Origin of the sequence: Pseudomonas sp. RW409, assembly GCF_003184125.1 — a bacterium.
GTDB lineage: Bacteria > Pseudomonadota > Gammaproteobacteria > Pseudomonadales > Pseudomonadaceae > Aquipseudomonas > Aquipseudomonas chlororaphis_I.
In genome coordinates, this window is sequence record NZ_QHHP01000041.1 from 606,144 (window position 1) to 631,272 (window position 25,129).

22 protein-coding genes are annotated in these 25,129 nt (G+C 57.5%); 2 read left to right on the forward strand and 20 right to left on the reverse strand.

From position 1 onward, the window contains the following. Window positions 1-11: 11 nt before the first annotated feature. The 7 genes from DK261_RS23300 to DK261_RS23330 all read right to left on the reverse strand — a co-directional run bounded on the left by DK261_RS23300 (window position 12) and on the right by DK261_RS23330 (window position 9,946). The gene (locus tag DK261_RS23300) at window positions 12-2,483 is read right to left on the reverse strand and encodes a fimbria/pilus outer membrane usher protein (protein WP_110176501.1); all 2,472 of its coding nucleotides are present in this window, start codon (window positions 2,481-2,483) and stop codon (window positions 12-14) included. A gap of 229 nt (window positions 2,484-2,712) precedes the next feature. Next, on the reverse strand, window positions 2,713-3,465 hold the full coding sequence (locus DK261_RS23305) for a molecular chaperone (protein ID WP_232000889.1): 753 nt from the start codon (window positions 3,463-3,465) through the stop codon (window positions 2,713-2,715). Between the two features lie 42 nt (window positions 3,466-3,507). Next, entirely contained in the window at window positions 3,508-4,032 is a 525-nt protein-coding gene (locus DK261_RS23310; protein WP_081361039.1) for a fimbrial protein, read from the reverse strand. 266 nt (window positions 4,033-4,298) lie between these two features. Further along, complete coding sequence (locus tag DK261_RS23315) at window positions 4,299-6,359, reverse strand: ATP-binding protein (RefSeq protein ID WP_081361037.1); 2,061 nt, start codon at window positions 6,357-6,359, stop codon at window positions 4,299-4,301. Window positions 6,360-6,521: 162 nt separating this feature from the next. Beyond that, window positions 6,522-7,148, reverse strand: coding sequence for a response regulator transcription factor (locus tag DK261_RS23320; protein ID WP_081361036.1), 627 nt, complete (start codon window positions 7,146-7,148; stop codon window positions 6,522-6,524). Window positions 7,149-7,188: 40 nt separating this feature from the next. Next, the gene (locus tag DK261_RS23325; protein ID WP_158286946.1) at window positions 7,189-8,283 is read right to left on the reverse strand and encodes an EAL domain-containing protein; all 1,095 of its coding nucleotides are present in this window, start codon (window positions 8,281-8,283) and stop codon (window positions 7,189-7,191) included. 562 nt (window positions 8,284-8,845) lie between these two features. After that, window positions 8,846-9,946 (reverse strand): P1 family peptidase, encoded by a 1,101-nt coding sequence (locus tag DK261_RS23330; RefSeq protein WP_110176503.1) that lies wholly within the window; start codon window positions 9,944-9,946, stop codon window positions 8,846-8,848. A 180-nt stretch (window positions 9,947-10,126) separates the two neighbouring features. Here DK261_RS23330 and DK261_RS23335 point away from each other — a divergent pair, with 180 nt between their 5' ends. Beyond that, entirely contained in the window at window positions 10,127-10,930 is an 804-nt protein-coding gene (locus tag DK261_RS23335; RefSeq protein ID WP_081363199.1) for a helix-turn-helix transcriptional regulator, read from the forward strand. Between the two features lie 371 nt (window positions 10,931-11,301). On the opposite strand, the gene DK261_RS23340 is transcribed toward DK261_RS23335, so the two are convergent. The 13 genes from DK261_RS23340 to DK261_RS23400 all read right to left on the reverse strand — a co-directional run bounded on the left by DK261_RS23340 (window position 11,302) and on the right by DK261_RS23400 (window position 23,371). After that, on the reverse strand, window positions 11,302-11,925 hold the full coding sequence (locus tag DK261_RS23340) for an NIPSNAP family protein (protein WP_081361030.1): 624 nt from the start codon (window positions 11,923-11,925) through the stop codon (window positions 11,302-11,304). 4 nt (window positions 11,926-11,929) lie between these two features. After that, window positions 11,930-13,126 carry an alpha-hydroxy acid oxidase gene (locus tag DK261_RS23345; protein WP_081361028.1) on the reverse strand — a complete coding sequence of 399 codons (1,197 nt, stop codon included), beginning with the start codon at window positions 13,124-13,126 and terminating at the stop codon, window positions 11,930-11,932. A gap of 65 nt (window positions 13,127-13,191) precedes the next feature. Further along, complete coding sequence (locus DK261_RS23350; protein WP_256597597.1) at window positions 13,192-14,505, reverse strand: MFS transporter; 1,314 nt, start codon at window positions 14,503-14,505, stop codon at window positions 13,192-13,194. Between the two features lie 96 nt (window positions 14,506-14,601). Continuing rightward, window positions 14,602-15,852 (reverse strand): OprD family outer membrane porin, encoded by a 1,251-nt coding sequence (locus DK261_RS23355; RefSeq protein ID WP_081361025.1) that lies wholly within the window; start codon window positions 15,850-15,852, stop codon window positions 14,602-14,604. A 180-nt stretch (window positions 15,853-16,032) separates the two neighbouring features. Beyond that, complete coding sequence (locus tag DK261_RS23360) at window positions 16,033-16,533, reverse strand: flavin reductase (protein ID WP_081361024.1); 501 nt, start codon at window positions 16,531-16,533, stop codon at window positions 16,033-16,035. A gap of 11 nt (window positions 16,534-16,544) precedes the next feature. Then, on the reverse strand, window positions 16,545-17,504 hold the full coding sequence (locus DK261_RS23365) for a PDR/VanB family oxidoreductase (protein WP_110176507.1): 960 nt from the start codon (window positions 17,502-17,504) through the stop codon (window positions 16,545-16,547). A gap of 68 nt (window positions 17,505-17,572) precedes the next feature. Further along, a complete protein-coding gene (locus tag DK261_RS23370) occupies window positions 17,573-18,313 on the reverse strand; it encodes an SDR family NAD(P)-dependent oxidoreductase (protein ID WP_081361021.1) in 741 nt (246 codons plus the stop codon). Window positions 18,314-18,324: 11 nt separating this feature from the next. After that, on the reverse strand, window positions 18,325-18,801 hold the full coding sequence (locus tag DK261_RS23375; protein WP_081361019.1) for an aromatic-ring-hydroxylating dioxygenase subunit beta: 477 nt from the start codon (window positions 18,799-18,801) through the stop codon (window positions 18,325-18,327). A gap of 17 nt (window positions 18,802-18,818) precedes the next feature. Continuing rightward, window positions 18,819-20,105 (reverse strand): Rieske 2Fe-2S domain-containing protein, encoded by a 1,287-nt coding sequence (locus tag DK261_RS23380; protein WP_081361018.1) that lies wholly within the window; start codon window positions 20,103-20,105, stop codon window positions 18,819-18,821. A 37-nt stretch (window positions 20,106-20,142) separates the two neighbouring features. Beyond that, window positions 20,143-20,673, reverse strand: a complete 531-nt coding sequence (locus tag DK261_RS23385) for a nuclear transport factor 2 family protein (RefSeq protein WP_110176509.1) — start codon at window positions 20,671-20,673, stop codon at window positions 20,143-20,145. 11 nt (window positions 20,674-20,684) lie between these two features. Beyond that, window positions 20,685-21,044, reverse strand: a complete 360-nt coding sequence (locus tag DK261_RS23390; protein ID WP_110176511.1) for an IacB protein — start codon at window positions 21,042-21,044, stop codon at window positions 20,685-20,687. An 18-nt stretch (window positions 21,045-21,062) separates the two neighbouring features. Beyond that, the gene (iacA, locus tag DK261_RS23395; protein ID WP_110176513.1) at window positions 21,063-22,235 is read right to left on the reverse strand and encodes an indole-3-acetate monooxygenase; all 1,173 of its coding nucleotides are present in this window, start codon (window positions 22,233-22,235) and stop codon (window positions 21,063-21,065) included. Between the two features lie 14 nt (window positions 22,236-22,249). Continuing rightward, window positions 22,250-23,371, reverse strand: coding sequence for an amidase (locus DK261_RS23400; protein WP_081361012.1), 1,122 nt, complete (start codon window positions 23,369-23,371; stop codon window positions 22,250-22,252). A 576-nt stretch (window positions 23,372-23,947) separates the two neighbouring features. Between DK261_RS23400 and DK261_RS23405 the strand changes: the two genes are divergently transcribed. Then, complete coding sequence (locus tag DK261_RS23405) at window positions 23,948-25,108, forward strand: ABC transporter substrate-binding protein (RefSeq protein WP_110176515.1); 1,161 nt, start codon at window positions 23,948-23,950, stop codon at window positions 25,106-25,108. The last annotated feature ends 21 nt before the right edge of the window (window positions 25,109-25,129 follow it).

A 25,129-nucleotide genomic window follows, 5' to 3' on the forward strand; every position in this document is an offset into this window, starting at 1 on the left:
TTGCGCACTCTCTAATTATCCGATAATCGACAAACAAAATCGGGTGTCGCCACTGATGATGGGGGGTCTACTTTTGGCAAGGTGAAGTCAACCTGACACTGTTGGTTCGCCGCATCGCCCCACTTAACCTGCAACTGACCTTTTTCCGGAACGCCACTCAGGTACACTTGGCCATCCGTGCCGACAATGCTGCTGTTGTCCATGGCACCGTCCTCTTGCAGCAGGGCGGCGGTGGCGCCAAACGGCACCGGTTTGCCCTGGTGTGTCAGCGTCATCAGCACGCGGCTGCCCACTCGGGTCTTGAAGTTGGCCAGCACCACCGCGCCACTGGTTGGAATAACCGTCTGGGTGTTGGTGTCGATGTCCACATCGTCCGCCAGCGTCTCGCTATCCAGCGCGACACGGTTCTTGCGATAGGTACTGACATACGGCACCACCGCGTAACCCCGCCAATCCGTGCGCACCCCGGTATTATTCTGCACCTTCGCATCCGCCGCGCCCGGCGCGCGGACCAGGGCGATGGTCTCGCCTTGTTCCTGGGAGAAGGTCACGCCGTAAGGGTGAGCCACGATCCCACCCTGGAACCCGTAGTTCACCTGTTGCGAGTTCTTGTCGTAGTTGTAGCCCGCCCGGGCTTCGCCATAGGTGCCCCTGTAGTTGGCGCTGGCACTGCCGCTCGTGCCGATGCCCTGGTTGGCATAGCCCTGCTGTACGTTGTAGTTCAGGTTGTTGTCCGCCAGGGCTGTGCCGCTCAGGCTCACGTCCTGGGTGGTATTGCCCTTCTTGCTGGTGTTGAGGTTGTAGCGAACCCAGCTGTTAGGCAGCACTTTCTCCAGGGGCACCTGCACGTTGAAGGACAGCTGTTGATCCTTGCTGTTGCGGCCTTCATAGATCGGCGCCTGGGTATAGGTGTAGTCCACGCCGTAGCTGATGCCGTTGTAGCTCAGGTTGTAACCGGCGCTCAGGCTGCGCTCATAGCCCTTTTGCCGCCAGAAGTCCTGTTGGTAACCGTTGACATAGAAGTTGCCATATTCGCCCAGCGACTGACTGATGTTGATCTGCGCCTTGCTGCGCTTGTTATAGGTCCGGCGCCAATCATTGAAGTTGCCAGGATCGATTTCATTGGCTTCCTGGAAGTCGTAGTAACCGCTGGTGGAGTAACGGTAACCGGCCAGGGTAAAGGTGGTGCCGGTGGCCGCGATGTCCTTGGCGTACTGAATGCGATACGACTGGCCGTTATGCCGGGAGCCATCGCGCAATTCGGTCTTGGCCTGGGTCACATCGGTGGACAGCGAACCCCAGTCACCAAACCCATGGCCGACACCCAGGCTGGTGGCGGAATACTTTCCAGACGCCAGCAATCCACCGTACAGCGTGGTGTCATAAGGCATACCGTAGATCAGCGTGCCCTGGGCAAATGCTGGTTTGCTGCTCTCGCTGGCTGTCGAGCGGTATTCACCCGCAGTCACCGAGTACTTCAGACGCCCTTCACGCAACATCACCGGCACCGCGGAGAACGGCTGGACAGAGCGTCGTTCGGTGCCGTCGGCCTCGGTAATGGTCACTTCCAGATCACCACTGGACGATGTGGGGTACAGGTCGGTGATGGTGAAGGCACCGGCTGGCACATAGGTCTGATAGATGATGTAGCCGTTCTGCCGCACGGTGACCTGGGCATTGCTCTGGGCAATACCACGCACCACGGGGGCAAAACCTTTCAGGCTGTCGGGGAACATGTTGTCGTCCGATGCCAGCTGCGCCCCTCGGTATTGGACACTGGTGAACACATCGCTGGGCGTCGAGCTGTCACCCAGGGTCAGTTGCCCCTTCAGCGACTGAATGTCCCGCTGGGCATAGCTGTTGACTTTGTCCCAGCCGCTTTTGCCACTGCTCTGGTTGTAGGTGGAGTAGTTGCGCAGCCGCCACGCACCCAAGTTCAAGCCGCTGCGCAGGTTCAGGTAATAACTGTCGTCGGTCCCCGAACGGTTGTCGCGCGAGGTATTGGCGCCGCTGAAATTGTAGTTCAGCAGGCCAGCCGTCAGCCCCTGGTCCCAGGTGCTGGGGTCCACATAACCACGGGCTTCGTTGGTCAGCGCCGCTTGCGGAATACTGAGATCCAGGCGTTGCTCGCCGAAGTTGAACCGACTGCTGGCGTCCGGAATATAGTCCTGCAGTTGGGTGATGGTTTGCGCAGTTGGCAGTTGCTGCAGCGTCGGGAAGGCTTCGAGCTTGACGCCCATGTCTTTCAATTGCTGCGGCGTCAACTCGGGCTGCAACTTGCCCTCGACATCGACAAAGTTGACGTCGCGATTGCTGACGCGAGTGTCGTTCAGAAAAATATCGACCCGGTAAGTACCGGGAAGCTGCCCGCCCTGGCTGGAGAAACGCTCAAGGTCGATGGACTGCTGGCTGAGGGTATCTATTTCCAATGCATAAGGGTTGAAATAGTCCTCTGCCCATACCGAGGCGGGTTGCAAACTCATCCCCAACACGAACTGGGCCGCTATCAGTGTCGCCAGACGAGTGGGAGTGAAAGCATATGAATGACCACCTGCTTTCAGCTGTGGCACAGGGCTCAAATAATGTTTTTTCATGCCAATAAACTCCACTCAACTTTATGACGCGCACGCCGCTCCCACTGGCTGCGGGCAGTTGATCCAGCGGATTGATATTTAATTAAACGGGAGGGGTAAAGCAGACCTCTGAACTTGATCAGAGTGGTGCACTGGCATCCGCAGAAATACCACCAAAATCATTGATCGCCTGCCAACTTGCGGCACCGGTCGCGCCGGCCGGAATTGTCCAGGCCAGTGAACTTTGTGGAGCCACCATGCCGGCATCTGTAATCTCTTCCTTACCCACACTCACGCGATAAAAAGAAACGTGGTATGGCGTTGGGTTATTGACCTGCAATTGATTACCGGATCGGCTGAACTTCAGGGACTTATAGGCCTCACTGGCGGAGCCAGACAAACCAGCCGGGCGGAAGAACAACTTAATGCGGGTTTTTACCGAAATCTGTAGTTGATTGGCGTCGGACTTTTCCGAAGCGGGAATCGACTTGATATTGACCCAGAACACCGACTCCTTGTTCTCTGGAAAGGTGCCGCCCGTACGGATGATACGCAGCACGTTTTCTTGCCCCGCATCAAGGCGAAACAGCGGTGGTGTCATGATAAAAGGGGCCTTCTGGGTGCCGCCGGCCGAGACATCCTCGATCCAGGACTGAATTAGGTAGGGCGTGGTTTTTTCTGGGTTCATGACGGAGATGGAGGCTTCTTTTTTCGAGCCGTCATACACCACACGAGTCCCGCCCACCACTACGCCAGCCCAGGAAGCATGGGTAATACCGAAGAGACAGCCGGCGATACAAACGGACTTGAGCCAATGCATTGATAAATGCTCCTTGAGTTGCTCCTCATTTCCTGTTTTTTTCAGGGAAGTTGGTGCGATTTGATCATTCACTCGTGCCGGGCATTAGGTGATTTAATGCCCGGACTTTACGAGTTAGTTGTAAGTGACGGTGAAGTTGCTGACGGCGTTCGCGGAACCGGCTACGACAGTCGCGTTAGTGGCAACGTACTTGGCAATGAAGTTGAAAGTGGTGTCAGCGGTCGTCGACAATGCCTGGCTGGCCGACGTGCCACCGACCGGGATCTGAGTAACGGCGTCCTGCTCATACAGACCGATGCCGACACCGGTCGCTACGCCCGCGGCGTTGGTCAGTGCCAGCAGGCTGCTGTTCGCAGGGTTGGCCGGGCCGTCGAACTTGATGGTGGCGTTGTTGACGTTTGCCGGGCAAGAGGTCAGCACAATGTTGAAGCGCGTCGGAGCAGCGGTAGCGCCTACACTATTCAGGGCCGAGGATTGGACAGTACCCAAGGTGACGGTCTGGTTGGCGGTGTTTGCAGTAACGGTGCAAGCTGCGTCAGTAATGTTGCCGATGAAGTTGATGGTGCCGTCAGCGGCGTTGGCCATGCCTGCAAATGCGCAACCAGTCAGCAGCGCTACAGCGATCAAACTTTTCTTCATAGCGGTATTTCCTTCAGGTTAAGTAGGTTCTTGCAAAATATTTAATTGTTTCACTCAACAACACAAACGCCGGACTATTGCTTTTTTAGGCAGCAGGTTTATATGCAGGCCGATTACCGTGATTGAGAGAGTGAATAACAACAACGCAATTGTGTGGATAGTTGGCGTCAGATGCGCGAGGAAAAGACTATCGCGCTAAGAGAAAATTCTCGCGATAGCTCAGAATTATCTTGCCTAGAATTTAGCAGTCCGCGACTCAGCTATAATCACGCCCATCGTTGATGGTGATACTGAGTCCTGAGGTAGAAAGACAGCCGCTCCATGCACTGATAGAGACTGTTGATCGCTTCTGTGAGAGCGGAATGTTCCTGTTCGCCACAGGCTGTCTCGACCTCTTCGCAAGACTGAATCAAGGCTGAATAGCCGATGATCCTGGCGCCCCCTTTGATTCGATGGGCGAGATTCGAGAGCCCTTGCACATCATGTTGGGCGAACAACTTCTGTAGGCGCGTCATGTCCTCTTCATTGTTATTGTCCAGCTCCTGCAGGAGCTTTCTCATTGCCTCCTTGTCGCCACGGGTCAGTTGCTCAAGATTGGTGAGGTCGATCTCCTCGATGCCATCATGTCGAGCCTCAAGCTCGACCCTGGCGGGAGTCATCACCTCGGGCGCGGCGCTAAGCCAGGCCTCCAGCGCCTTCAGGCCGATCGGCTTGAACAGGCACTCATCCATGCCGGCCGCCAGGCAATGCAGCTTTTCTTCAGGTTGGGCATTGGCGGTGAGCCCCAGGATCAGGCAGGGCTCCAGCCCACGGGCATACTCCTCTTCGCGGATTGCCTGCGCCAGGTTATAGCCATTCATGATCGGCATATGGCAGTCGGTGATGACCACATCGAAATGACGATTGCGCCATGCCCGCAGGCCGTGGGCGCCGTCCACGGCATCTTCGACCTGATGTCCCAGATAGCTCAGTTGCTGGCACAGCAGAAGGCGGTTGGCGGGGTAGTCATCCACCACCAGCACGCGCAGGCTCCGCTCCCTGATATCTACTGGCAACAACTGCTCGACTACCGCCTGTTCAACCAATGGTTGGAGAACAGGCAAATGCAGAGCGACCACAACTTGCGTGCCTTCGCCAAAGGCACTGGAAAGGGTCAGGGTTCCCCCCATCATTTCGCATAGCGAGCGGCTGATCATCAGGCCCAATCCCGATCCACTGTAGGATGACTGCGGATTGTTGCCGACCTGGGCAAAAGGGTTGAACAGGATTTGCTGGTCCTGCCGGGAGATACCAATTCCGCTGTCCTCGACCCTGAGGGTCATCTGGATAGACTTGCCATCCGAGGCCGGCTCGGCACGCATCTTCACCCAGACACTCCCCTCTTCAGTGAACTTGATCGCGTTGCTCAACAGATTGGAAAGAACCTGCTTAAACCGCAAAGGGTCTACCCATACGTCGCAATCCGAACAGGCGCCCAGCTCCAGGACCAGGGACAAATGTTTCTGCTTGGCAACGCCCTCGAATACCCGGGCTACCGACTCCACGATTTTCAGCAGGTTGGCGCGCTCCGGTGCCAGCAAAAGTTTTCCGGACTCGATGCGGGAGATATCAAGGATATCTCCTATCAGGCCGAGCAAGTCCTTCGCGGTACCAGACGCCACCTCGATAGCGAAGCGGTCGGTCACCCCCTGCTCGGCTTTCTTCATGGCCAGTTCGAGCATGCCGATAACGGCATTCAATGGCGTGCGAATCTCATGACTCATGGCAGCCAGAAAGGTGGTTTTTGCCCGGTTGGCCGCATCGGCGGCATTCTTGGCTTCGCTCAACTCATGCAGCAGTTGCTGGCGTCCGCTGACATCGATCCAGCCGGCGACCATCCCGGCAACCTCACCATCGGACCCTCGATACGGCAATGCCCAATGGTAGATTTTCAAGGTTCGCCCGTCTGTCATGGTCAGGTCTCGATCATGTAGATGGGGTTCTCCCTTGCCCATCAGCGCCAGGCAATACTTGTGGTAGTTTTCCGCTTCGTTCCTGTCGGCAAACGGTTCATCAAGTGCTGAGGTACCAATGAGCTCCCCTTCGCTAAGACCGATCATGTTCTGGTAACTACTATTGCAAGCAACCATTCGCCCCATGCGATCACGGATGTAGAGAGGGTGAGGTGTTCCATCCAGCATCTTGCGAGTCAGTTCGTAGCGGCTTTCAAGCAAGTGGTATTCATTTGCGCGTACATTCTGTGCATGACGTGAAAGACAGCACTGAACAATATTCAAAATTACCGAAAGCAAGATAAAAACAATAAGCAAGCACATGAAGGAACTCATCGAACGAAACCAGAAATTTACTAAGTTCAGCCGACTATCGTGACTCAGCCAACCAGATGCAGCAGATGGCAGAAAGAAGCAACACTAGAGTTTTGCTGGTGCACCCTTGGTGCAGACTAAGTTTGAACCGATAAATAATATATATACCGTTAAAAAATCTCCCTATATCAGATTGTTGCGCTTGGCAAAGTCAGCTAGATAAATAACTGATTTGACCTTGAGCTTTTCTATAAGCTTGACCTTGTAGGCGCTGACAGTCTTATTGCTGATCAACAGGGCCGTTCCTATTTCCTTGTTTCCCAGGCCACTCGCAAGCATCTGTATTATGCTCAGCTCGCGGTCCGACAGGCTTTTGATCAGATCCGCATCCGATACATGAATATCACTGCTCCGCACCGAACTGGCAGACAGGTTGGGGAAGAAGCTATAGCCGTCCATGACGGCCCTGATGGCTCTGACCAACTCATCCAGATGGCTGGTTTTTGATACGAAACCAGCTGCCCCCGCCTTCATGCAGCGCAGGGAATATATCTCCGCGGCCTGCGAGGTAAAGACCAAGACCTTGATGGGAAGGTCCATCATTCCTATGCGCGTGATGACTTCAAGCCCACCCATCTTGGGCATGGAAATATCGAGCACCATGATGTTCGGCACATGCAAGCGGGCCAGTTGCAAGGCTTCGGCACCGTTCTCTGCTTCCGCTACTATGTCGAATCCCCTTTCGCACAAGATGTTCCTGAGTGTCAGTCTGATCAGCGGGTGATCGTCCGCTATAATTGCCTTATACATAAAGTATCCGTTGAGTTGCGTGATGTTGAGAAAGTAAAGGTCAGCGATTTTTTTTCAAATGATTTTCAAAGTTCTCTTGGCTCAACCAACTCTGAAAGTCCAGCCCGGTCATGGGGCGGGCCAGGTAATAGCCTTGCCCGAAAGTACACCCCATATTGATCAAACGTTCCAACATGCTCCGATTACTGATGCCCTCGATGACCAGACTTTTGCCCAAGGCATGGGCAAGCGCCTGAGCACAGGAAATCAGCGAATGATCATGGGTGTCCTTTATTCCTTCGATAATGCTTGCGTCGAGCTTTATCTGGCTGAGCGGCAGCTGGCTCAACAAGGAAAGGGAAAAAAAGCCGCTACCGAAGTTGTCGACCGACAGATTGCAGCCCATCTTGTGCAGCTCTAAAAGATGCTCTCTTGTTGCTGGGCACAGGTCGGAAAGACCATTTTCTGCCAGTTCGAAGGTCAAGATGTTTCCAGCGAACCCATAGCGCTTGAGAGAGGTTTGTATATGCTCTACCAGTTCACGCTTGATCAGTTGAGAAATATGCAGATTGAAGGCCAGCCCCAGTTGCGTAGGTTGATTAAGTGTCTGCAGCAACATCAGCCCCTGGTCCAGTAACTGCTTGAACATCTCATCAATCAGGTCATAGGCAACCATGGCTGCCAGGAAGTCTTTGGGCAGCAGCACGCCTTTGCGCGGGTGCTCCCAACGCGCCAGCACTTCGACACCTGCCAGGCTGGCGTCAGCCAGCAGGAATTTAGGTTGATACCAGCCACGGAAATGCCCCAAGGCCAGGCTGCGGCGTATTTCCACTTCGCTGGGCAGCATTGAAAGCACGGCTTGAGGCACAGCATGAGACTGACCGATCGCTCCTCCTGGCTCATAGCGCAGCAACAGGTCATAGAGTGATCGGAGCTCAAAAGGCGCAGACAAAATTCCGAGTATCGGCAGCCCCGAAAGGCTTCCCAGACTCTCCAGCACCCTGTGCAAATCCGCACTGCATTCGCCGCACAACACCACCGCCCGTGCCCGCTGCTTTTCTCCAGCCCGACCAAGAAAATCCAGGCCCTCGAGCCCTTTATGATCCAGGCTGCAAATAATGACCCCGACATCGCCTGCCTGGATTATCTGGTCCATGGCCTGCTCAGGTTCACTGGCTTGCAGGACATCACGTACACCCAGTCGATATAGCATCTGTACCAATACGGTGCGTTGGGACAGGTGGCTCTCCAGGACGAGAACACGAGGGCAAATCATTTTGACTACTCGAGAAAATTTGAGGGGGGATTGTTCAGAGCTCTACCACCGCCTTCAAGGCGACCTTTCTCGGCCACCTCAAGAAATTTCTCGCGCGACAAGCAAAGGGGGGAGCACGCTCATTGAGCAGTCGGTGTTTCCAGCCCGATCAGCTATCAAACTGCATACATCCCCGCAGGGGCTGGTGACAAGTATGAGGGGGGCAGGACGGCACGGTAATCACTGCAACGGGTTACCCTGCCTGGGTGAGTCGGTGGGATGAGGCGAGTTACAGGGGGATGATTGTTGCCCTGCTGCTCCAATCCAGCTCCTGCAGGACTCCGGCTGTGATCAAGCTGAGCAGAACATCACCCTGCTGTTATCGACGGGTGCAACCTGTAGCGATGGACCACTCAGCAGGGAGCAACAGCTCATGATGCTCCCCCCTAGTGATTGACGTGATTTATCCGCGCCAGCCAACCTCGCGCAGTGCATGCAGCAGGCGTTCACCGCCCAGGCCGGGCACCAGCACGCCGTCGGCAGTCTGCATATCGACCCCGGCCAGCAAGGCGTTGATGATGGCCTCTTCCACGGCTTCGGCCGCCGCCATGAACAGCGGGGTAATGTGGTCGTTACTGAGCATCTCAACCGGCATGGCAAAAGGCACGCCTTTACGTCCGTAGGCGGCCGGCGGCAGCTTCTGGTCCGCACAGGAGAAGGCGACAAAGAGATCGCCACTGGCATCTTCGGTACCGCCGCCGGTACGCGCAATGCCGATGGATGCGCGCTGTGCCAGGCGCTGGCACTGATGCGGTAGCAAAGGGGCATCCGTAGCAATGATCACCACGATAGAGCCCATTCCTGGCTCGCCACGATCAGCAAATGGCGACGGAATATCACCCAATACCCGACCCACCGGGTAGCCGTCGACGCGCAACTCTTGACGCTGGCCATGGTTGGCCTGCACCAGCGCGCCTACCGTCCAGCCTCCTTGCTCCGTCGAGAGTTTGCGCGAGGCGGTGCCAATACCACCTTTGAACTCATGGCAGATCATCCCCGTCCCCCCGCCCACTGCGCCTTCGGCCACAGGACCGGATTTCGAACTGGCCAGTGCATCGCGCACATTCTTGGGATTGACATGCTGTCCCCAGATATCGTTGAGCAACCCATCGTAAGTTTCCAGAACCACCGGCATACACCAGTACTCTGAGGGGTCAGCCAGCGCATCACGCTCCGCGGCGATCAGCGCATCACGCACGACACCAACACTGTGGGTATTGGTGATGGCGATGGGGGTGCTCAACAGGCCAGCCTCGCGAATCCACTCCAGACCCGTCGCGTCTCCGTTGCCGTTGAGCACATGCAGGCCCGCGAAACAAGGATCGAGACGCGCCTCGCCGGCGCGTGACTGCACCACCGTCACGCCTGTACGGATCTGCTTGCCGTCGGCGGCATCGGAAATCAGGGTACTGTGGCCGACGCGAACACCGGGGACATCGGTAATAGCATTAAATTCGCCGGTGGTACCGACACCGACAGTGATACCGAGTTGACGAGCACGCATGGGGACTCCTTTGAGAATGAGACTGCAAGAAAGAACGACGGCGCGACCTTCCTGAGGGACGCTACCCGGACGCAATCTAGCGAGGCGACAACGCACCGCCAATCACCGTAAGGAGTTACACCTCTTGACGCAGATATATGAAGTGGAGGAAAACCGACGGTACTTTTCAGGGGAATGGGAATGCATCAGATATTTCGCGAAGTCAGCATGCACTCCAGCCTAGGTCGAGTGATCGAGCATATTGGGCGGCCCCGCTTTTGGACGCTGCTGACATTGTTGTTGCAGCAGTGGGTGCCGTTTGACCATGCGTTGGCAATCTTTTATCCAGGCAGTGGCGCGCCAGTAGTACTGGAACTATACGATGCCGTACCACATGATGGCCCGGCCCTGCCTGTCTATCTCGATGGCCTGTACCAACTCGACCCTTTCTACCAAGCCTATCGCGACGGAATTTCCAGCGGATTGCATCGCTTGGAGGAAGTAGCCCCCGACCAGTTCCGCCAATCCGAATACTTCCTCAGCTACTTCCACGCCAACAATATGTTGGAAGATGAGGAGCAGTTCATTGTGCAGATACCTGGCCAGGGTGCGTTGTCGCTGTCATTGGGCACACGTCAGCCTTTTTCGATCGAGCAACACGGAATCCTGACCACGATCTGCCCATGGGTTTTAGCGCTGATGGAGCATCATTGGCAGGAATACAGTCAGCCTTTACAACTGACCAGCGCTGCGGAAACCTCTCAGATGAGGGACGCTCTCGGTCAATTCGGATCGTCCGTACTGTCTGAACGCGAGATGGAGACCGCCCAGCTCATCCTCCGTGGCCATTCCACCAAAGCCATTGCAAGGCTTCTGGGCATCTCTCCTGAAACCATCAAGGTACATCGGCGACATCTCTACAGAAAGCTTGATATTTCCTCGCAGCCCGAATTGTTCGCGTTGTTTTTGCAATCGCTGGGACATGACTTGGAGAATCACCGTTAGCGAACTTCTTACGCCCGGTCTGTAGCGGGTGGTCGGTGCCAAGGAAAAAGATAAACAGAGTTAACAATCCCAGAAAGTCATCCCCCCTCTTTGCATTGATATATCGTCGACAGCGATGTAGCGCCCCGTCTTGGCGTGTCTATGCGCGTAATGGGCTGCTCGCCCCCCACAACCGAGCTTGGTAGCCGTCACCACATCGAAAAACCTGGCGAGCGCAAAGGTATCGAGTCCGTCATTCACGCCCTGCTCTGGGATGCTGAACTACATGAACCCATGCTGGTCCTTTGACATCGCTCATGGCGAGACCATCACCTTTCGCACACGCAGCCGATAGCGACGCGGCGAGCAATTAGTCCTCCCTTGATCGATGATCATTGCAATGGCGAAAAGGCCGCTGGCAAATACACCGTCGATTGCATTTCCTGCAATTGCGGCGCGGAATTCTCTGGCGGCCAAGTGCCATCTCGCACAGCCCGGGTCCGTACATCCAAACGCTGCTCAAGACTTGCATATGGCCAAATGTGTAGATAACGCGGCAGCCTTCCGCTGGTGGCGTAGAACGCCGCGTACACCGATGAATAGGTATCAGCGGTTCGCTGGCCTATCGCCTTGCGCCAACCAGCCAAAGTCGGTGCCAGACCGGATGTCACCAGGTCATACTCGCGCAACTCGTAAAAAGGCCCATGGGGGCCCGGCGGCAAAGGTACGAGGAACGGAAAAAGCCGATAGTCCTCGATCTGCTGAGTCAACACGAACTCGCCGATGCCAAAGGCATCGCTGGAGAGCACGCAGCGCTCACGCTCCTGTTGGCGGGTGTGACTATCGGCAAATCCGCGAAGAACCACGATACGGTTCTGCTGACCGATTTCCGAGAGCCAACAGCCCATCAGTCGAACGCCATCCGGCGTATCACTCAAGGTCTGCTGCAGACACGGCAAAGCTTGTGATGGGGTGCGTACCCGTAGGGTGAAGGTGATCAGTTCGAACAACTCCATAGTGTCATCCTCGGCCAGCAGAATGAGAGTGCAGATCGGCCAGACAGTCGGAATCGAGGTCCTGGATGTCGGTACACCCCATCAAGTTGAGCGTGCGCGCAAGCTCTTCACGAAGCAGGTCCAGCGCGCGACCTGCGCCCTGCTCTGCGGCGACAGAGACGCCATAGAGAGTGGCGCGCCCCAGCAGCACTGCATCAGCCCCAAGCGCCAAGGCTTTGGCGATATCACTGCCACGACGGATACCACTGTCGAGTAACAGCGCCATCTTGCCTTTAACCACAGGAGCGATCAGCCGCAGTGCATCCAGACTCCCGAGCGCCCCCTCGAGCTGACGTCCGCCATGGTTGCTCACCACCACGCCGTCGAGCCCCAGAGCTAACGCCCGCTCTGCGTCAGAGGGGTGCAGCACCCCCTTGAGCAATAGGTTCCCGGACCACTGATCACGCAGGCGGGCAAGCATGCCCCAGTCCAGGAGTGTGTCCATCTGTTCGCCAATGAACTTCATCGAGCCCAGGGCATTGCGTTCGGTGGGCGGCAGGTACGGCTCAAGATTCCCCATAGATGGCATGCCATTTGGCCACATGACCTGGTGCAACCAGCGAGGATGACGCAGTACATCGAGCTTATTGCCAAGACTCAGTTCTCGCGGACGGATGAAGTTGCGGCGATCCCACTCACGGTTTCCCAGCACCATGGCGTCACTGGTCAACAGCAACGTGTCGACACCAGACTCTTGTGCCCGAGACAACAAACTGGCCTGTATTTCAGGGTCGCGCATGGCATACAGCTGGAACCAGAGATCGACGTCCGGCACTTGCGCCTTGATCGCCTCCATCGAGACGTTGGACACGGTGCTCAAGCAGAACGGCACCCCGCGCGCAGTCGCGGCTCTAGCTAGGTGGAGGTCGGCATCACGGTGCAGCATGCCGTTGTAGCCGGTCGGTCCGATCAGCATCGGTGCAGCCAGTTCACGACCTAGCAAGTGACGCAGGATCACCGGAGGATGACACGGAACCAGCGTGCGCGAATGCAGCTGTACTTCGCCAAATGCCACACGGTTGCGCGCCAGGGTCAATTCGTCCTCGGCCCCACCAGACAAGTATTCCCAAGCGAAATGCGGTAACCGATGGCGAGCCAGTTCCGCCAGTTCGGCGATGCTGTGAACGCGACTCAGGTCCCGACCACGGTAGAAGCTACGCATACACACTCCTCGAAGAAAAAAACCCGGCGAGCAACCGGGAAAAGGGAACAGTAAAAATAAACGGGTCAGCGACTCAGTCCTGCCACGATGGCCGGGCTTTGAGCGGGTAAAGGCGCTCGAATAGTCAATAATGTCAGCGTGGTCAGCCCACCAAACAGCACCAACATCAAGGAGACCGGCCAAACGCCGTGGTAGCTGGCAAACAGCGCGGTGGCAATCAGAGGAGCGAAACCACCGGCGAAGATCGACGCGATCTCATGCCCCATGGCCAAGCCTGTATAGCGAACATGGGTGGGAAACAACTCCCCCATCATGGCTGGCTGGGTGCCGATCATTGCGCCATGGCTCACCGGCAAACCCAGGATCAACGCCAGGTACACCAATGTCGGCTCATGGGTATCGAGCATCCAGAAGAAGGGAAACGCCAGCAACATGAGGGAAATGGAACCGAACGCATAAACGGGACGACGACCGATCCGATCTGATAACCAGCCCCAGAACAAAATGCTGAACGCTTCAAGCACCATGGCCAGCATCACGCCAAGCAGCACCAGCTGGGTCGGCAACCCTGAGAACTTGGCATAGGCCATGGAGAACGATAAAAAGATATAAGCCCCGCCGTTTTCTGCCAGACGCAACCCCATGGCCTGCAATACCTCCTTGGGGTGCTCGCGCAGCACCTGAAGCGCGGGCAGATGACGAGCTGTTTCCCTAGCTACATTGGCCTGGGTGAAATCGCGGCTTTCCGGCAGCTTTCGCCAGATATACAGACCCACACCGAAGATCGCGACGCTGGCCAGGAACGGCAAGCGCCATCCCCAGCTCATGAAGTCGTCGCCAGGCAGCTGTTGGACCAGATAGAACACCGCCGCCGACAGGACAAAACCACCGGACACCCCGAGCTGACTCCACGCTGCGTAGAAGCCGGTACGCTTGGGCGGTGCATTTTCACTGAGCATCAGCACCCCGCCGCCCCATTCGCCCCCCGAAGCGACACCTTGCACCAGACGCAGGATTACCAGGCACAGGGGAGCCAGATAACCCGCTTGCTCGAACGTTGGCAGCAAGCCGATCAGAAAGGTGGCCCCCCCCATCAGTGCCAAAGTGATCACTAAGGCTCGCTTGCGTCCGTGGCGGTCACCAATGTGACCGAAGACAATGCCACCTAGCGGACGGGCCACAAAGCCAACGGCGAATCCTGCGAATGCACCCATGGTCGCGACCACAGGATCCGTATCGGGCGGAAAGAACAAGGGGCCGAATACCAGCGCCGCGGCCGTACCGTAGAGAAAAAAGTCATACCACTCCAGGGCGTTGCCGAGCACCGAGGCAAAGACAATTCGGCCCATTGGAGGTGACGCTTGAGCCATACGCGACATAGAACACTCCGACACCGCACAGAACACCCCGTGCGATGATTTTCTCCAGTAGTGGACAGACAAGGCCGCATGGACATGGGCCTTGTCCGATAGGCGTTACCAGACTTTCCAGGTGTAGCTGGTGATCAGGCGGTTCTCGTCGAAGTCATTGCCATAACGCTGCTTGACCATATAGTTCTTCCATTCGAGGCCCAGACCCTTGAGTGCCCCGCTCTGCACCACATAACGCAGTGCCAGATCGCGCTCGTTCTCGGTTTCGTCGGCCAGGGTGTCACCGCGCTTGATATCGGTTCCCTTGATATAACGGGTACTGAAGGTCAGACCGGGGATCCCCATGGCCGCGAAGTCATAGGCATAACCCACGCCCCATGAGCGCTCCTGAGGGCGCATGAATGGCTGATTGGCCCAGTTCAGCAGGTAGAACTGCGGGATGTAGCCGTTAAGCGTCGGGAACATGCTCTGGCCGAACATGCGTTGATAGACCAGGCTGGTACGGTGCGGTCCCTTGGTCAGGGTCAGTCCGGTGGACAGCGCGCGGTTATCGATATCGCCGCTCAGTGCCTCGCCATCTTCCTTGTTGTCGAACCAGCGTACATCGGCGCGCAAGCCGTAGCCGTTGCCCAAGTCGGTGGTGTGTGCAAGGCCGTAGTACTGTTGACGATAGATATCGTGCACAACACCGTAGAAGTAACTGGCCTGAAGTCGCGGCGTAGCGTTCCATACGGCCCCGCCGAAATCCATTCCCTTGTCGCTGTCCAGGCTGTCCTTGGAGCCGAACTTGTAGAACTTCTCGTGATCGGATGATTCCCGGGTGACGGCAGACCAGAAGCGGCCACCCGTCAGCGTCAGGTTGTCGATTTCCTTCGACTCGACGACAGCACCTTGAAAAATGGTGTCCAGCTGGCGACTGGGGTCATGCCAGGCGACAGGCAATTCCGGGCGCATGTCACCGATTTTCAGCTCGGTCTTGGAGTACTTCATCTTGAAGGTCGCTCCGGCCCGGCTGTAATCCTTGCTCGTCATTCCTTTGGCGGCGTTGTAGGGCAACGTACCGTCATTGCCGGTGGAATCCAGCCGCAGGGCGTACTGCGCATCCACATCCAGACCGAACGCCACCGGCGTATCGGTGTAGCCCGATGTGAACTGCAGGTCGAAACCCTGGGACCAGTTACCCACTTGCGGTACCTTCGCCCCACTCTTGGTGAAGTTGCGGTCGAGGTAGAAGTTACGCATGTCGACCTTCAGATGACTGTCATCGACCAGGTCGGCGTACGCTGCCACGGGGGAAGCCACGGCTCCCATCAGGCCCAAATATTTGAAGCTGCGCGCAAAAGACGAGTACAACATGTGACGCCCCCATTCATCCCGGCCAGGCCGGGGGGATTTGGTATGAGCAGATCAACAAAGTTAGTAACTCGGCAGTCAATTCGCGGTGTGCATTCTGAGGCACGGCTATCCGCGAAATACGGACACGACGTGCCCGCTCGCCTGACTTTGAGGCCAGGTTCTAGGTATGTGGAACAAGACTTAGCGCAGGTTTTTCGAGGTCTCGCCAAGGCGGTGGTAGGCACGGTTGAAATACACCAGGCCGTCCTGTGTATCGCCCTGCCTGATCGCCAGGATTTCGCAGTAGAAGATGCTATGGGAACCGACTTCATGCACCTGAGCGATCCGGCAATCGAAATTCACCAGGCCCTCATCCATCGCGGGCGCGCCACTTTGCAGAATCGACCAGGCGGTTGTGGCAAAACGCTCATCCATGCTCAGGTTCTTGTTGGCGAACGCGCCGGACAAGGCCTGATGGCTGGCAGCCAGGACGTTGACACACACAGCCCCGTTGGTCTTGAAATGCGCATTGGAGTGCGAGGCGCGATTCATGCAAACCAAGAGTGTGGGGGGTGAGTCGGTAACGCTGCAGACAGCCGAGGCCGTGAAGCCGAAGCGACCGGCAGGACCATCGGTGGTGATGACTGATACGGCCCCGCCGAGCAGGGCCATGGCGTTACGAAATCCATTGATGTCGACCATTGCCGTTACTCCTAGATGTCCAGAACCAGTTTTTTCGATTTGGCGCGCGAACAGCAGACCAGGATCTGGTCGTTGTCAGCCTTCTCGTCGTCCGTCAGGTAGACATCACGATGATCCGGTTCGCCCTCGAGTACGTCGCATACGCAAGTACCGCACACACCTTGCTCGCAAGAAATCTCGATCTTGATGCCCACACTCGCCAGTGCCTCGAGGATTGTCTGGCCGGCGGCGACCTCAACAGTCTTGCCGCTGCGAGCAGCCACGACTTCGAAGCTTTCACCACTGATATCAACCTCAACCTGGAAATACTCGCGATGTATATGTGTGTCGGCGTAACCGACTTCCAAAGCCGTGGCGATGACCCAATCCATGAACCCGGAGGGGCCGCAGGTATAAACATGTACCCCGGCTTCAGGCGAGCCGAGTACGCTAATCAGGTCGAGTTTTTGTGCAGCGTTCTCATCGTCGAAATGGACGCTTACCCGCGCCGCGAAATCGGCGTTCTGCAATTCGTCGAGGAAGGCCGTACTGTTGCGCGAACGGGCGCAATAGTGCAGTTCGAAGTCCTGCCCGTCGGCCTGCAACGCATACGCCATAGCAATCATCGGGGTAATGCCGATGCCGCCACCGATCAGGATCGACCGAGTGACCTGGGTGGCCAGCGGAAAATGATTGCGCGGCGTGCTGATGGTGACTTCAGTGCCTTCTAGGAGCTCCTCATGCACCCCGATTGAACCACCGCGAGATGCCGGGTCCCTGAGCACACCCAGGCGATATACCCCGGCATTGGCTGGATCGCCGCACAAGGAATATTGACGCACCAGGCCTGGGGCGACATGGATATCGACATGCGCGCCGGCCTCGAACCCGGGTAGCAGGCCGCCGTCGGGACTAATCAGGTCGAGCACGACAACGCCGTCGCCCTGAATTTCGCGCTTGCTTACGATGACTTTCAACAATTCTTCATTCATGACCGGTGTACCGTGGTAGATCGAGTAGGGCCCCGACGTCTGCCCTCACCCAAGGGAAAGGCGTGTGTTTAACGCATGAACAAACCACCGTTCACATCCCATGTGGCACCGGTGGTGAAATAGGCTTCGGGACGCGCCAACTGGACGACCAGATCGCCGAGGAATCCAGCATCGCCCAAGCGCCGGACGGGAATGTTGCCGATGAGGCTTTCCATACGCTCGACAGGTACCGCCGCCCGAACGGCCGGCGAATCGATCGGCCCTGGAGCGATGGCATTGACTGTCACGCCCTGGCCCGCGAATTCTTTGGCAAAGATCTTTGTCAGGGTGATGATCCCGCCTTTGGAAGCGGCGTAATGTGCACCAGTCGCGGTACCGCCGTTCTGTCCAGCCAGCGAGGCCATATTGATGATCCGGCCATAACCGGCTTCGGCCATGTACGCACCGATTACCTGGCAGCCGACAAACACGCTGCGCAAGTTCAAGCCAACGACAGCATCGAACTCCTCGGGGCTGATCTGCATCACTGGTGTCGTCATGGTGATCGCCGCATTGTTGACCAACACGTGCAGCGCCCCCCACTGTTCGAGCACCTGCGCGAGGGCCGCTGCAAAGTCGGCTTTGCATGTGACATCGAGCTTGATGGCGACAGTGCTCTCGCCCGTGTCGTCCAATTGCCCGGCTGCCGCGGTGGCCGCTTCCAGAGAGCGGTCGGTGACCACCACCTTGTAGCCCGCCTCCAGCAGTCGGGCGCACAAGGTGTAACCCAACCCTTGGGCGGCACCGGTGACCAGTGCGATATGGTTCATGGGACGTCCTCTCACAGGATGTAGCCGATACCAGCCAAGGTATCGTCGGAGTTGATCAGCCGGATCAGCTTGCGCTGGATCTTGAAACTCTCGTCGCAGCGCTCAAGTTCATAAACGAGGTCTGCGCTGTAGTGCTTGAGTGCGTCCTTGCGGAACTCCCGCAGGTTCTGCGCACAACGCACCGTGATGTGAGCCCCGTCGTCGAACAACACCCGAAAGCGCGACAACGTCCGCACCGTGCGCGGCAGCGGGCTGGTGGAAATCGACTCGCCGCCGGTCAGGCGCTGAACTCGTAACTCGCGCATGTGGTGGTCGTCGTAGGCGTAATTGAGTGAGTTCTCGAAGTCCTGCTCCTTCGGGTCAATCGGGATGATGTACGTCCCTTTTTCGGCCCACAGAGCCAGCCAGGCGTCATATTCGGAATGGTCAAGCATGTCGCCTTCCTGCCAGATGAAGGCGGTCACTTCTTGCAGCGATTGCAGGTTCATACGGTCTTCTCCACGCCTCAGGCTTTATTCGGGGCCGACATCATTTTTTTCCACTGCTGGTACGCCGCGCGCATGCCGGTCTCGGCGCTCACGTCGCTGAGCAGTCCGTCTTCGGTAGGCGTCTCTCCAGGCAGCCCACGGTTGAGCATGATCCACAGGTTCTCACCGGCGCTCGCGCCCTTCTGCACCCGCTCCCAGGCCTCGGAATCGTCCGGCGTGCCAAAACCCATCGGCCCCTGGAAATGCTCGTGCAGGCGCAGGCGATAACGGTTCGCCACCGCCGGGCCGCCGTCCATGGTGATCACCGAGTGATGGATTTCGGTTTCGGTCACCGAGATTGGCTGCAACACACGGAAGAACGCCATCGAGCACGCGACGTTGGGGAACAGATTGAGATTGAAGCCCGAGCCACCCACGGCCCGGACGATGCGCCGCACCTGTTGCTCATCGACACCTTCGGCGCGCAACTCGACGGCCAGGTTCTCGAAGCGTTCAGGAATCGGTTTGTCCAGGTCGGCCTCCAGGTCCACCAGGTCAGGGATCATCACCATCACGCTATGACCGTTGCCCAGGTCTTCGACATAACCGGGGCCTTCGACGAAGTCGAACAAGGCCAGGGTTTCTTCATCCACGGACGACAGGAAGGACTTGTGCACCAGCGGGAAGTGGTAGGCATCGGTGGTGTTTTCCAACTGGATTTTCCAGTTGCCCGGGAAGCGGAAACGATGCTCGCCAGGCACCTTGATCGGGTAGCCGGCCCCCTGCTTCATGAACAGGTCCATCCACTTTTTCGCCGGGCCGAGGAAGTCCACCAGCGGCTCGATATCATCCTTGAAGGTGGCGAACAGCATGCCGGCGTATTCCTCGACACGCAGGCTCACCAGCGGGAACTCGGCCTTGTCCAGGCAATCGCCGTAGCTCTCCGGGTGCGGCACGCCGCGCAACGAACCATCGAGTGCGTAGCTCCAGCCGTGATACGGGCAAACGAAACTGTTGGTCTTGCCTTTCTTGTGCTCACAAACAGTAGCGCCACGATGGCGGCAACGGTTGAGCAGCACATGCACCTGTTTCTTGCGATCACGCACCACGATCACCGGCTGCTTGCCGATGTAGGTACTTTTGTAACTACCGGCGTCCGGAATCTCACTGGTGTGCGCCACCCAGACCCAGGTGCTGTAGAAAATCTTTTCCAGCTCTACATCGAACAGCTTGGCGTCGGTGTACAGCGAGGTATGGACGCGGTCGGCCTGGACCAGTTCTTCGGGACTGACGTCCAGGTTCACGGTTTCAATCAGATTGCTCACGGTGTCTCCTCGTCGACTTCTTGGCCGACTTCAACAGTCATTGCTCGGGTGTGTTGGGTACCGGCAAACGGGCGTCGCTGTTCCATGCCCGCACGGGGCGGCCGAACAGGTTTTCGGTCTGAAAATGTGCCATGCGCCACTGCCCCTCTTCCTCAGCGAAACGCACTGTCAGGCGCGCGGCGTTGAGGTGCGAAGCGCCACTGGCGAAGGTCGAGGTCTGCAGCATCACCCAGCTTCCCGACGCACCCTGCCCATCCACCTCGATCAACTCGCTAGTGAGAAAGTGCACATTGAGAACGAAATGCGCGGGCGGTTTCATGTACGTGGCAAACATGGCGCCGATCGCTTCGCGGCCTCGGTAGCCACCGAAACTGTCAGCGTATTTGGCCCCCTTGCCCTCCCATACCGCTTCGCGAGTGAACAGGCCGGCCAGTTCCTCCAGCGGCGTGTTGACATCGAGAACATCACACAGCGCCATGTAGCGATTCATGCAGGCACGCACGGCGTGTTCGATTTCGAAGCGATGTAGTCGCTGATGTAATTCGGTTAATGAGGCGGGGCTGGGCATGCTGGCAGACCTCAACGCTGAATGATCAGTTCGCGACCGGTACGGGCCTCGACCTTGGCGTACTTCCACAGCTTGTAAGTACCGTCGCCCACCGGCGTACTGCGGAACAGGTTGCAGGCCGCGTGCACGGTTTCGATGTCGGGGACATCCGCCAACAAGTAGGTGGTCCAGGGAAAGCCAGCGGAAGGGCCGACCATGCTCTGGTCGTCATCCATGTTGCCGAACACCTTGACGCCCGACAGGTCATGAATGCCGTTCCACATCTCGCTGAATGCGGCCCAGACCTGCAGTTGTTCGTCGCGTGGCGCGTCGAAAAAGTTCTGGTTGATGCCCATGCAGAACAGCACGCGCAGTGGTTTTTTCTCGCTCATGTTTCGCTCCTCGAAGGGTTACAGGTAACCAGGCAATGGCGGCTTGCCAAAGAACATGGCGCCCGCGCTCTGGTAAGTGACATCGCCCATGAAGGCATGCTGAGTCACCACTTGGGCGTCGTTGACGCATCGAGCCAGCGGGCTGTCGTTGTAGACGCCGCTCATGCCCGACAACATTTGCACGGTGCGCGCCACGTCGGCGGCGACCCTTGTAGCGTGGGTCGATGACAGCCGCAGCAGATTGGTGACCTGTGCCGGCACGGCGTCGCCTGCCAGCACATGCCCCCAGGCCTGCTCGATGGATTCGTAGAAAAAAGCGCGGGCAGCGCGCAAGGCGGCCTCGGCCTTGGCGATCTCGACTTGCGCCAGAGGCCTGTCGGCCAGTGCTGGAGCCCCGGTCACGGAAATCCGCCCGCTGGCCATGCCGCTCAACTCATCCAGTGCGGCGCGTGCCACACCGAGGCCGACCACTGACAAAACCTGCGTAGCGAACGAGAGCGATGGATAGCGGAAGAACGCTTCATCCAGGGTCGGAGCGCCGCCACGTACAAAGGTCCAGTCCTCGGGCACGACCACATCCTCGACCACCAAGTCATGACTGCCGGTGCCCAACAGGCCAACGGTGTCCCAGGTTTCTTCGATACGTGCCTCGCTGCGCGGCATCACGGCCAGACGCGGCAGATCGAGCTTGTCGCCGTTCTTCGGCGCGATACCGACCCCCAGCAACGTGGCGCCCATGGAGCCACTGGAATACTTCCAGCGACCGTTGACCTTGAAGCCACCCTCTACCCGTTCGGCTGGCTGTGGTGGAAAGATCCCGCCAGCGAACACCACATCCGGGCCATCGGCATACACCTGGGCGATGGTCGACAATGGCAGTGCCGCGAGATAAACCGGGCTCATACCAAAGCTGGCGACCCAACCGGCGGAGCCATCGGCCTGGGAAATGCGCTCAATCAAGCGACAGAAATCACCCGGTGAAGCTTCATCGCCGCCGAACCGTTTCGGGACCAGGGAGCGATAGATGCCGTGGGACTTGAACGCGTCGATCACATCCTGGGAAATGTGCCGTTGGCGATCAAACTCGCCTTGACGGGCGCGTGTGCGCACGTCGTTGAGCATCGCCTCGAAACCTTCATCGTTGATTTGGGGTGCGACAGCGTCCAGGGCCGTCGCCTTAAGCGGATTCATGACTGGCTCCATGATCAAGTGCGATTCGAATACAGGCGTTGCAACAACAACCCCGCGACGGCGAGCAAATGCTCATCGGCGCCTTTGGCGGCCACCAATTGCAAGCCGGCCGGCAACCCTTGTGCACTGCCCAGAGGAATGGTCAGCGCGGGGTGTCCGGAGAGGTTGAAAGGACGCACCAGGGCGGTCATGCCCAGCACGGCGCGGGTATTGGAAGCGTCGGCGATGGCCAAGGGAAAGTCCGGCATGGTAGGCAGCGCCAGCACGTCGAAATGCTTCAGCGCTTCATCGACTTCGGCGGTAAAACGCGCCCTCACCTGCTCCGCTTCGGCCAGTGCCTGATCAGTGGTTTCACCGGCCGCAGCCAACCGGTCGGCAATGTCGGCACCGACCCGTCCGGTGTCCAGCAAGTGCCCACACGCGACGAATGTTTCGCGGTTGATCACCACCATACCGGCGTCATAAGCGCTGACCATGTTTGTCAACGGCGCTTCATACAGAGACAACCCACTGTTAGCCAGCGCATCGGTGACCACTCGCTGTACAGCCTCATTGGCCTGCACCGGTACCACACCGATACGGGCATCGACGAGGGTCGGCAAGCGGGAGAAAGTCGGATCGATGGCCCGCATTGCGGTCACCAGCATCGGCAGGCTGTTGGCGAACGGCCCGACACAGTCGAGGCTCGATTTCTCGGGCATTACGCCTTTGCGGCTGACTCTGCCAAACGTCGGCTTGAAGCCGAACACACCGCAGCAGCACGCAGGAATACGCACCGAACCACCAGTGTCGGTGCCCAGGGAGAAATCAGCCAAACCTGCCGCGACCGCCGCGGCCGAACCGCTGGAAGACCCACCGGGAATACGCCCGGGAAAGCGTGGGTTGGCTGCGGTGCCGGTCCAGTGATTGATGCCCGTGGTGCCGTAGGCCAGCTCATGGAGGCTGGTCTTGCCAATGAGGCGGCAGCCGTTAACGAGCAATGCTTCAACCACCGCGGCGTGGTGCAGAGCAGGTTCGGCATCTTGAAGGGCGCGACTGGAAGCACGGGTCGGCACACCCGCTACGTCGATGGTGTCCTTCACCATCACTGTGGGGCCATTGCCATCAAGGGAAACTTGCTCGACCACGATCGTCATATCGGATTCACCTGTAACGAGAGCCTGGAAGACGCCGGGTGGCGCCATTGGGTAAATCCAAGATGACGAATTATTACGTGAATTGTCAATTGAATTAGGCGATATTTTTTGCTGTCGAAATTGGTGCAAATTTCCAGTAAATGCACCGAAGTCGAGCATTTCAAAAAAATCTAGATTGAGGCAAATGAGTCAGCTAACTAATTGTTTTATAAGGATTATTTTGTTTTGCTAAAATAAAGATGGATCCAATCAAGCCGTCAGGTCGCGATTTAAACGCGGAGTTATCAAGGTTGATAAAATTATTTTTTAGACGCCTTTTTTGAGATTTTTTAAACGATTTTTTATCAAAAAAACACATGCATTTTTTCACTGTAAGGCGTTGAATTTGCTGGCGGCATCGCCTTTCAAAACGGCCGGTTACAACGCCGTGAAATAACCGGTCAGAGGCTTTTTTCCAGCGAGCTCCGAGCTGGTGCAGGCAAATTCTCTGGCATGCAATCTGCAAATCCGCCCTTTGCCAGCCCGCCAGAGAACGGCCGGCTTACCGAATCAGCCTTGCCCCGGAGATCGATCGACATGCTCTTCAAGAAAGCTCTGCCTGCTGTGATGTTCGGTGCTCTTTGCGCCACCTGCGTTGTGCCCCAAGCGGCCTTCGCCGAAGTCAAGATTGGCGTGATCACCTCCGCGACCGGCCCTATCGCGCTGGTCGGCATCCCACAGAAAAACAGCGTGTCCCTGATGCCGACGAAGATCGGTAATCAGACCGTGCGCTACATTCCGCTGGACGATGGCAGCGACCCGACCGCATCGGTCAAGGCCTTCAAAAAGCTGATAGACGAAGAGCACGTGGACGCGATCATCGGTCCGAGCGGCTCGCCCAACGCCATGGGAGTCATCCAGTTCGCCACCGAATCGGGCACACCCATGCTCGCCCCGGTGGGCACCGCCGCCGTAGTGCTGCCCATGACCGAACAGAAAAAATGGGTATTCAAGACCACCCAGAACGACGACCTGATCGCCCAGGCACTGGTGGAGAACATGGTCAAGCGCGGGATCAAGACCCTGGGCTTCATCGGAACCGCAGACCCCTATGGGGAAAACTGGGCAAAGGTGGTGGCGGTGCAATGCGAGAAGCATGGCATCAAGATTGTTGCCAGTGAGCGTTTCCAGCGCCAGGACACGTCCGTGACGGGGCAAAGCCTGAAACTGCTGATGGCCAAACCCGATGCAGTGCTCGTCGCCGCCCCCGGCAGCTCATCGGTGATGCCACAAACCACGCTGTTCGACCAGGGTTACAAAGGACAGATGTATCAGACTCACGGAGCGGCGTTGGATGCCTTCCTGCAATTGGGCGGCAAGAAAGTCGAAGGCACCATTCTCGCCGCGAGCCTGATGCTGGTGCTCCCGGAAATGCCTGACAACCACCCCTCCAAACCCGTTGCCCGGCGATACATCGACGCCTACACCAAGGCCTATGGCTCTGCGCCGGCGACTTTCGGTGCCAACGTCTATGACGCCGGCCTGCTGCTGGAAAAAGCCATTCCCGTTGCAGAACAGAAAGCCCAACCCGGTACACCCGAGTTTCGCGCCGCCCTGCGCCTGGCGCTGGAAAACACTCACGAGATGTCGGGTACCCAAGGCGTTTACAACATGACACCCGAGGATCACAGCGGCTTCGATGAGCGCGGCCGCGAGCTGATCACAGTCAAGGATGGTCGCTGGACCTTGCTCAAGTAACCAGAGACGGCTGACAGGGCA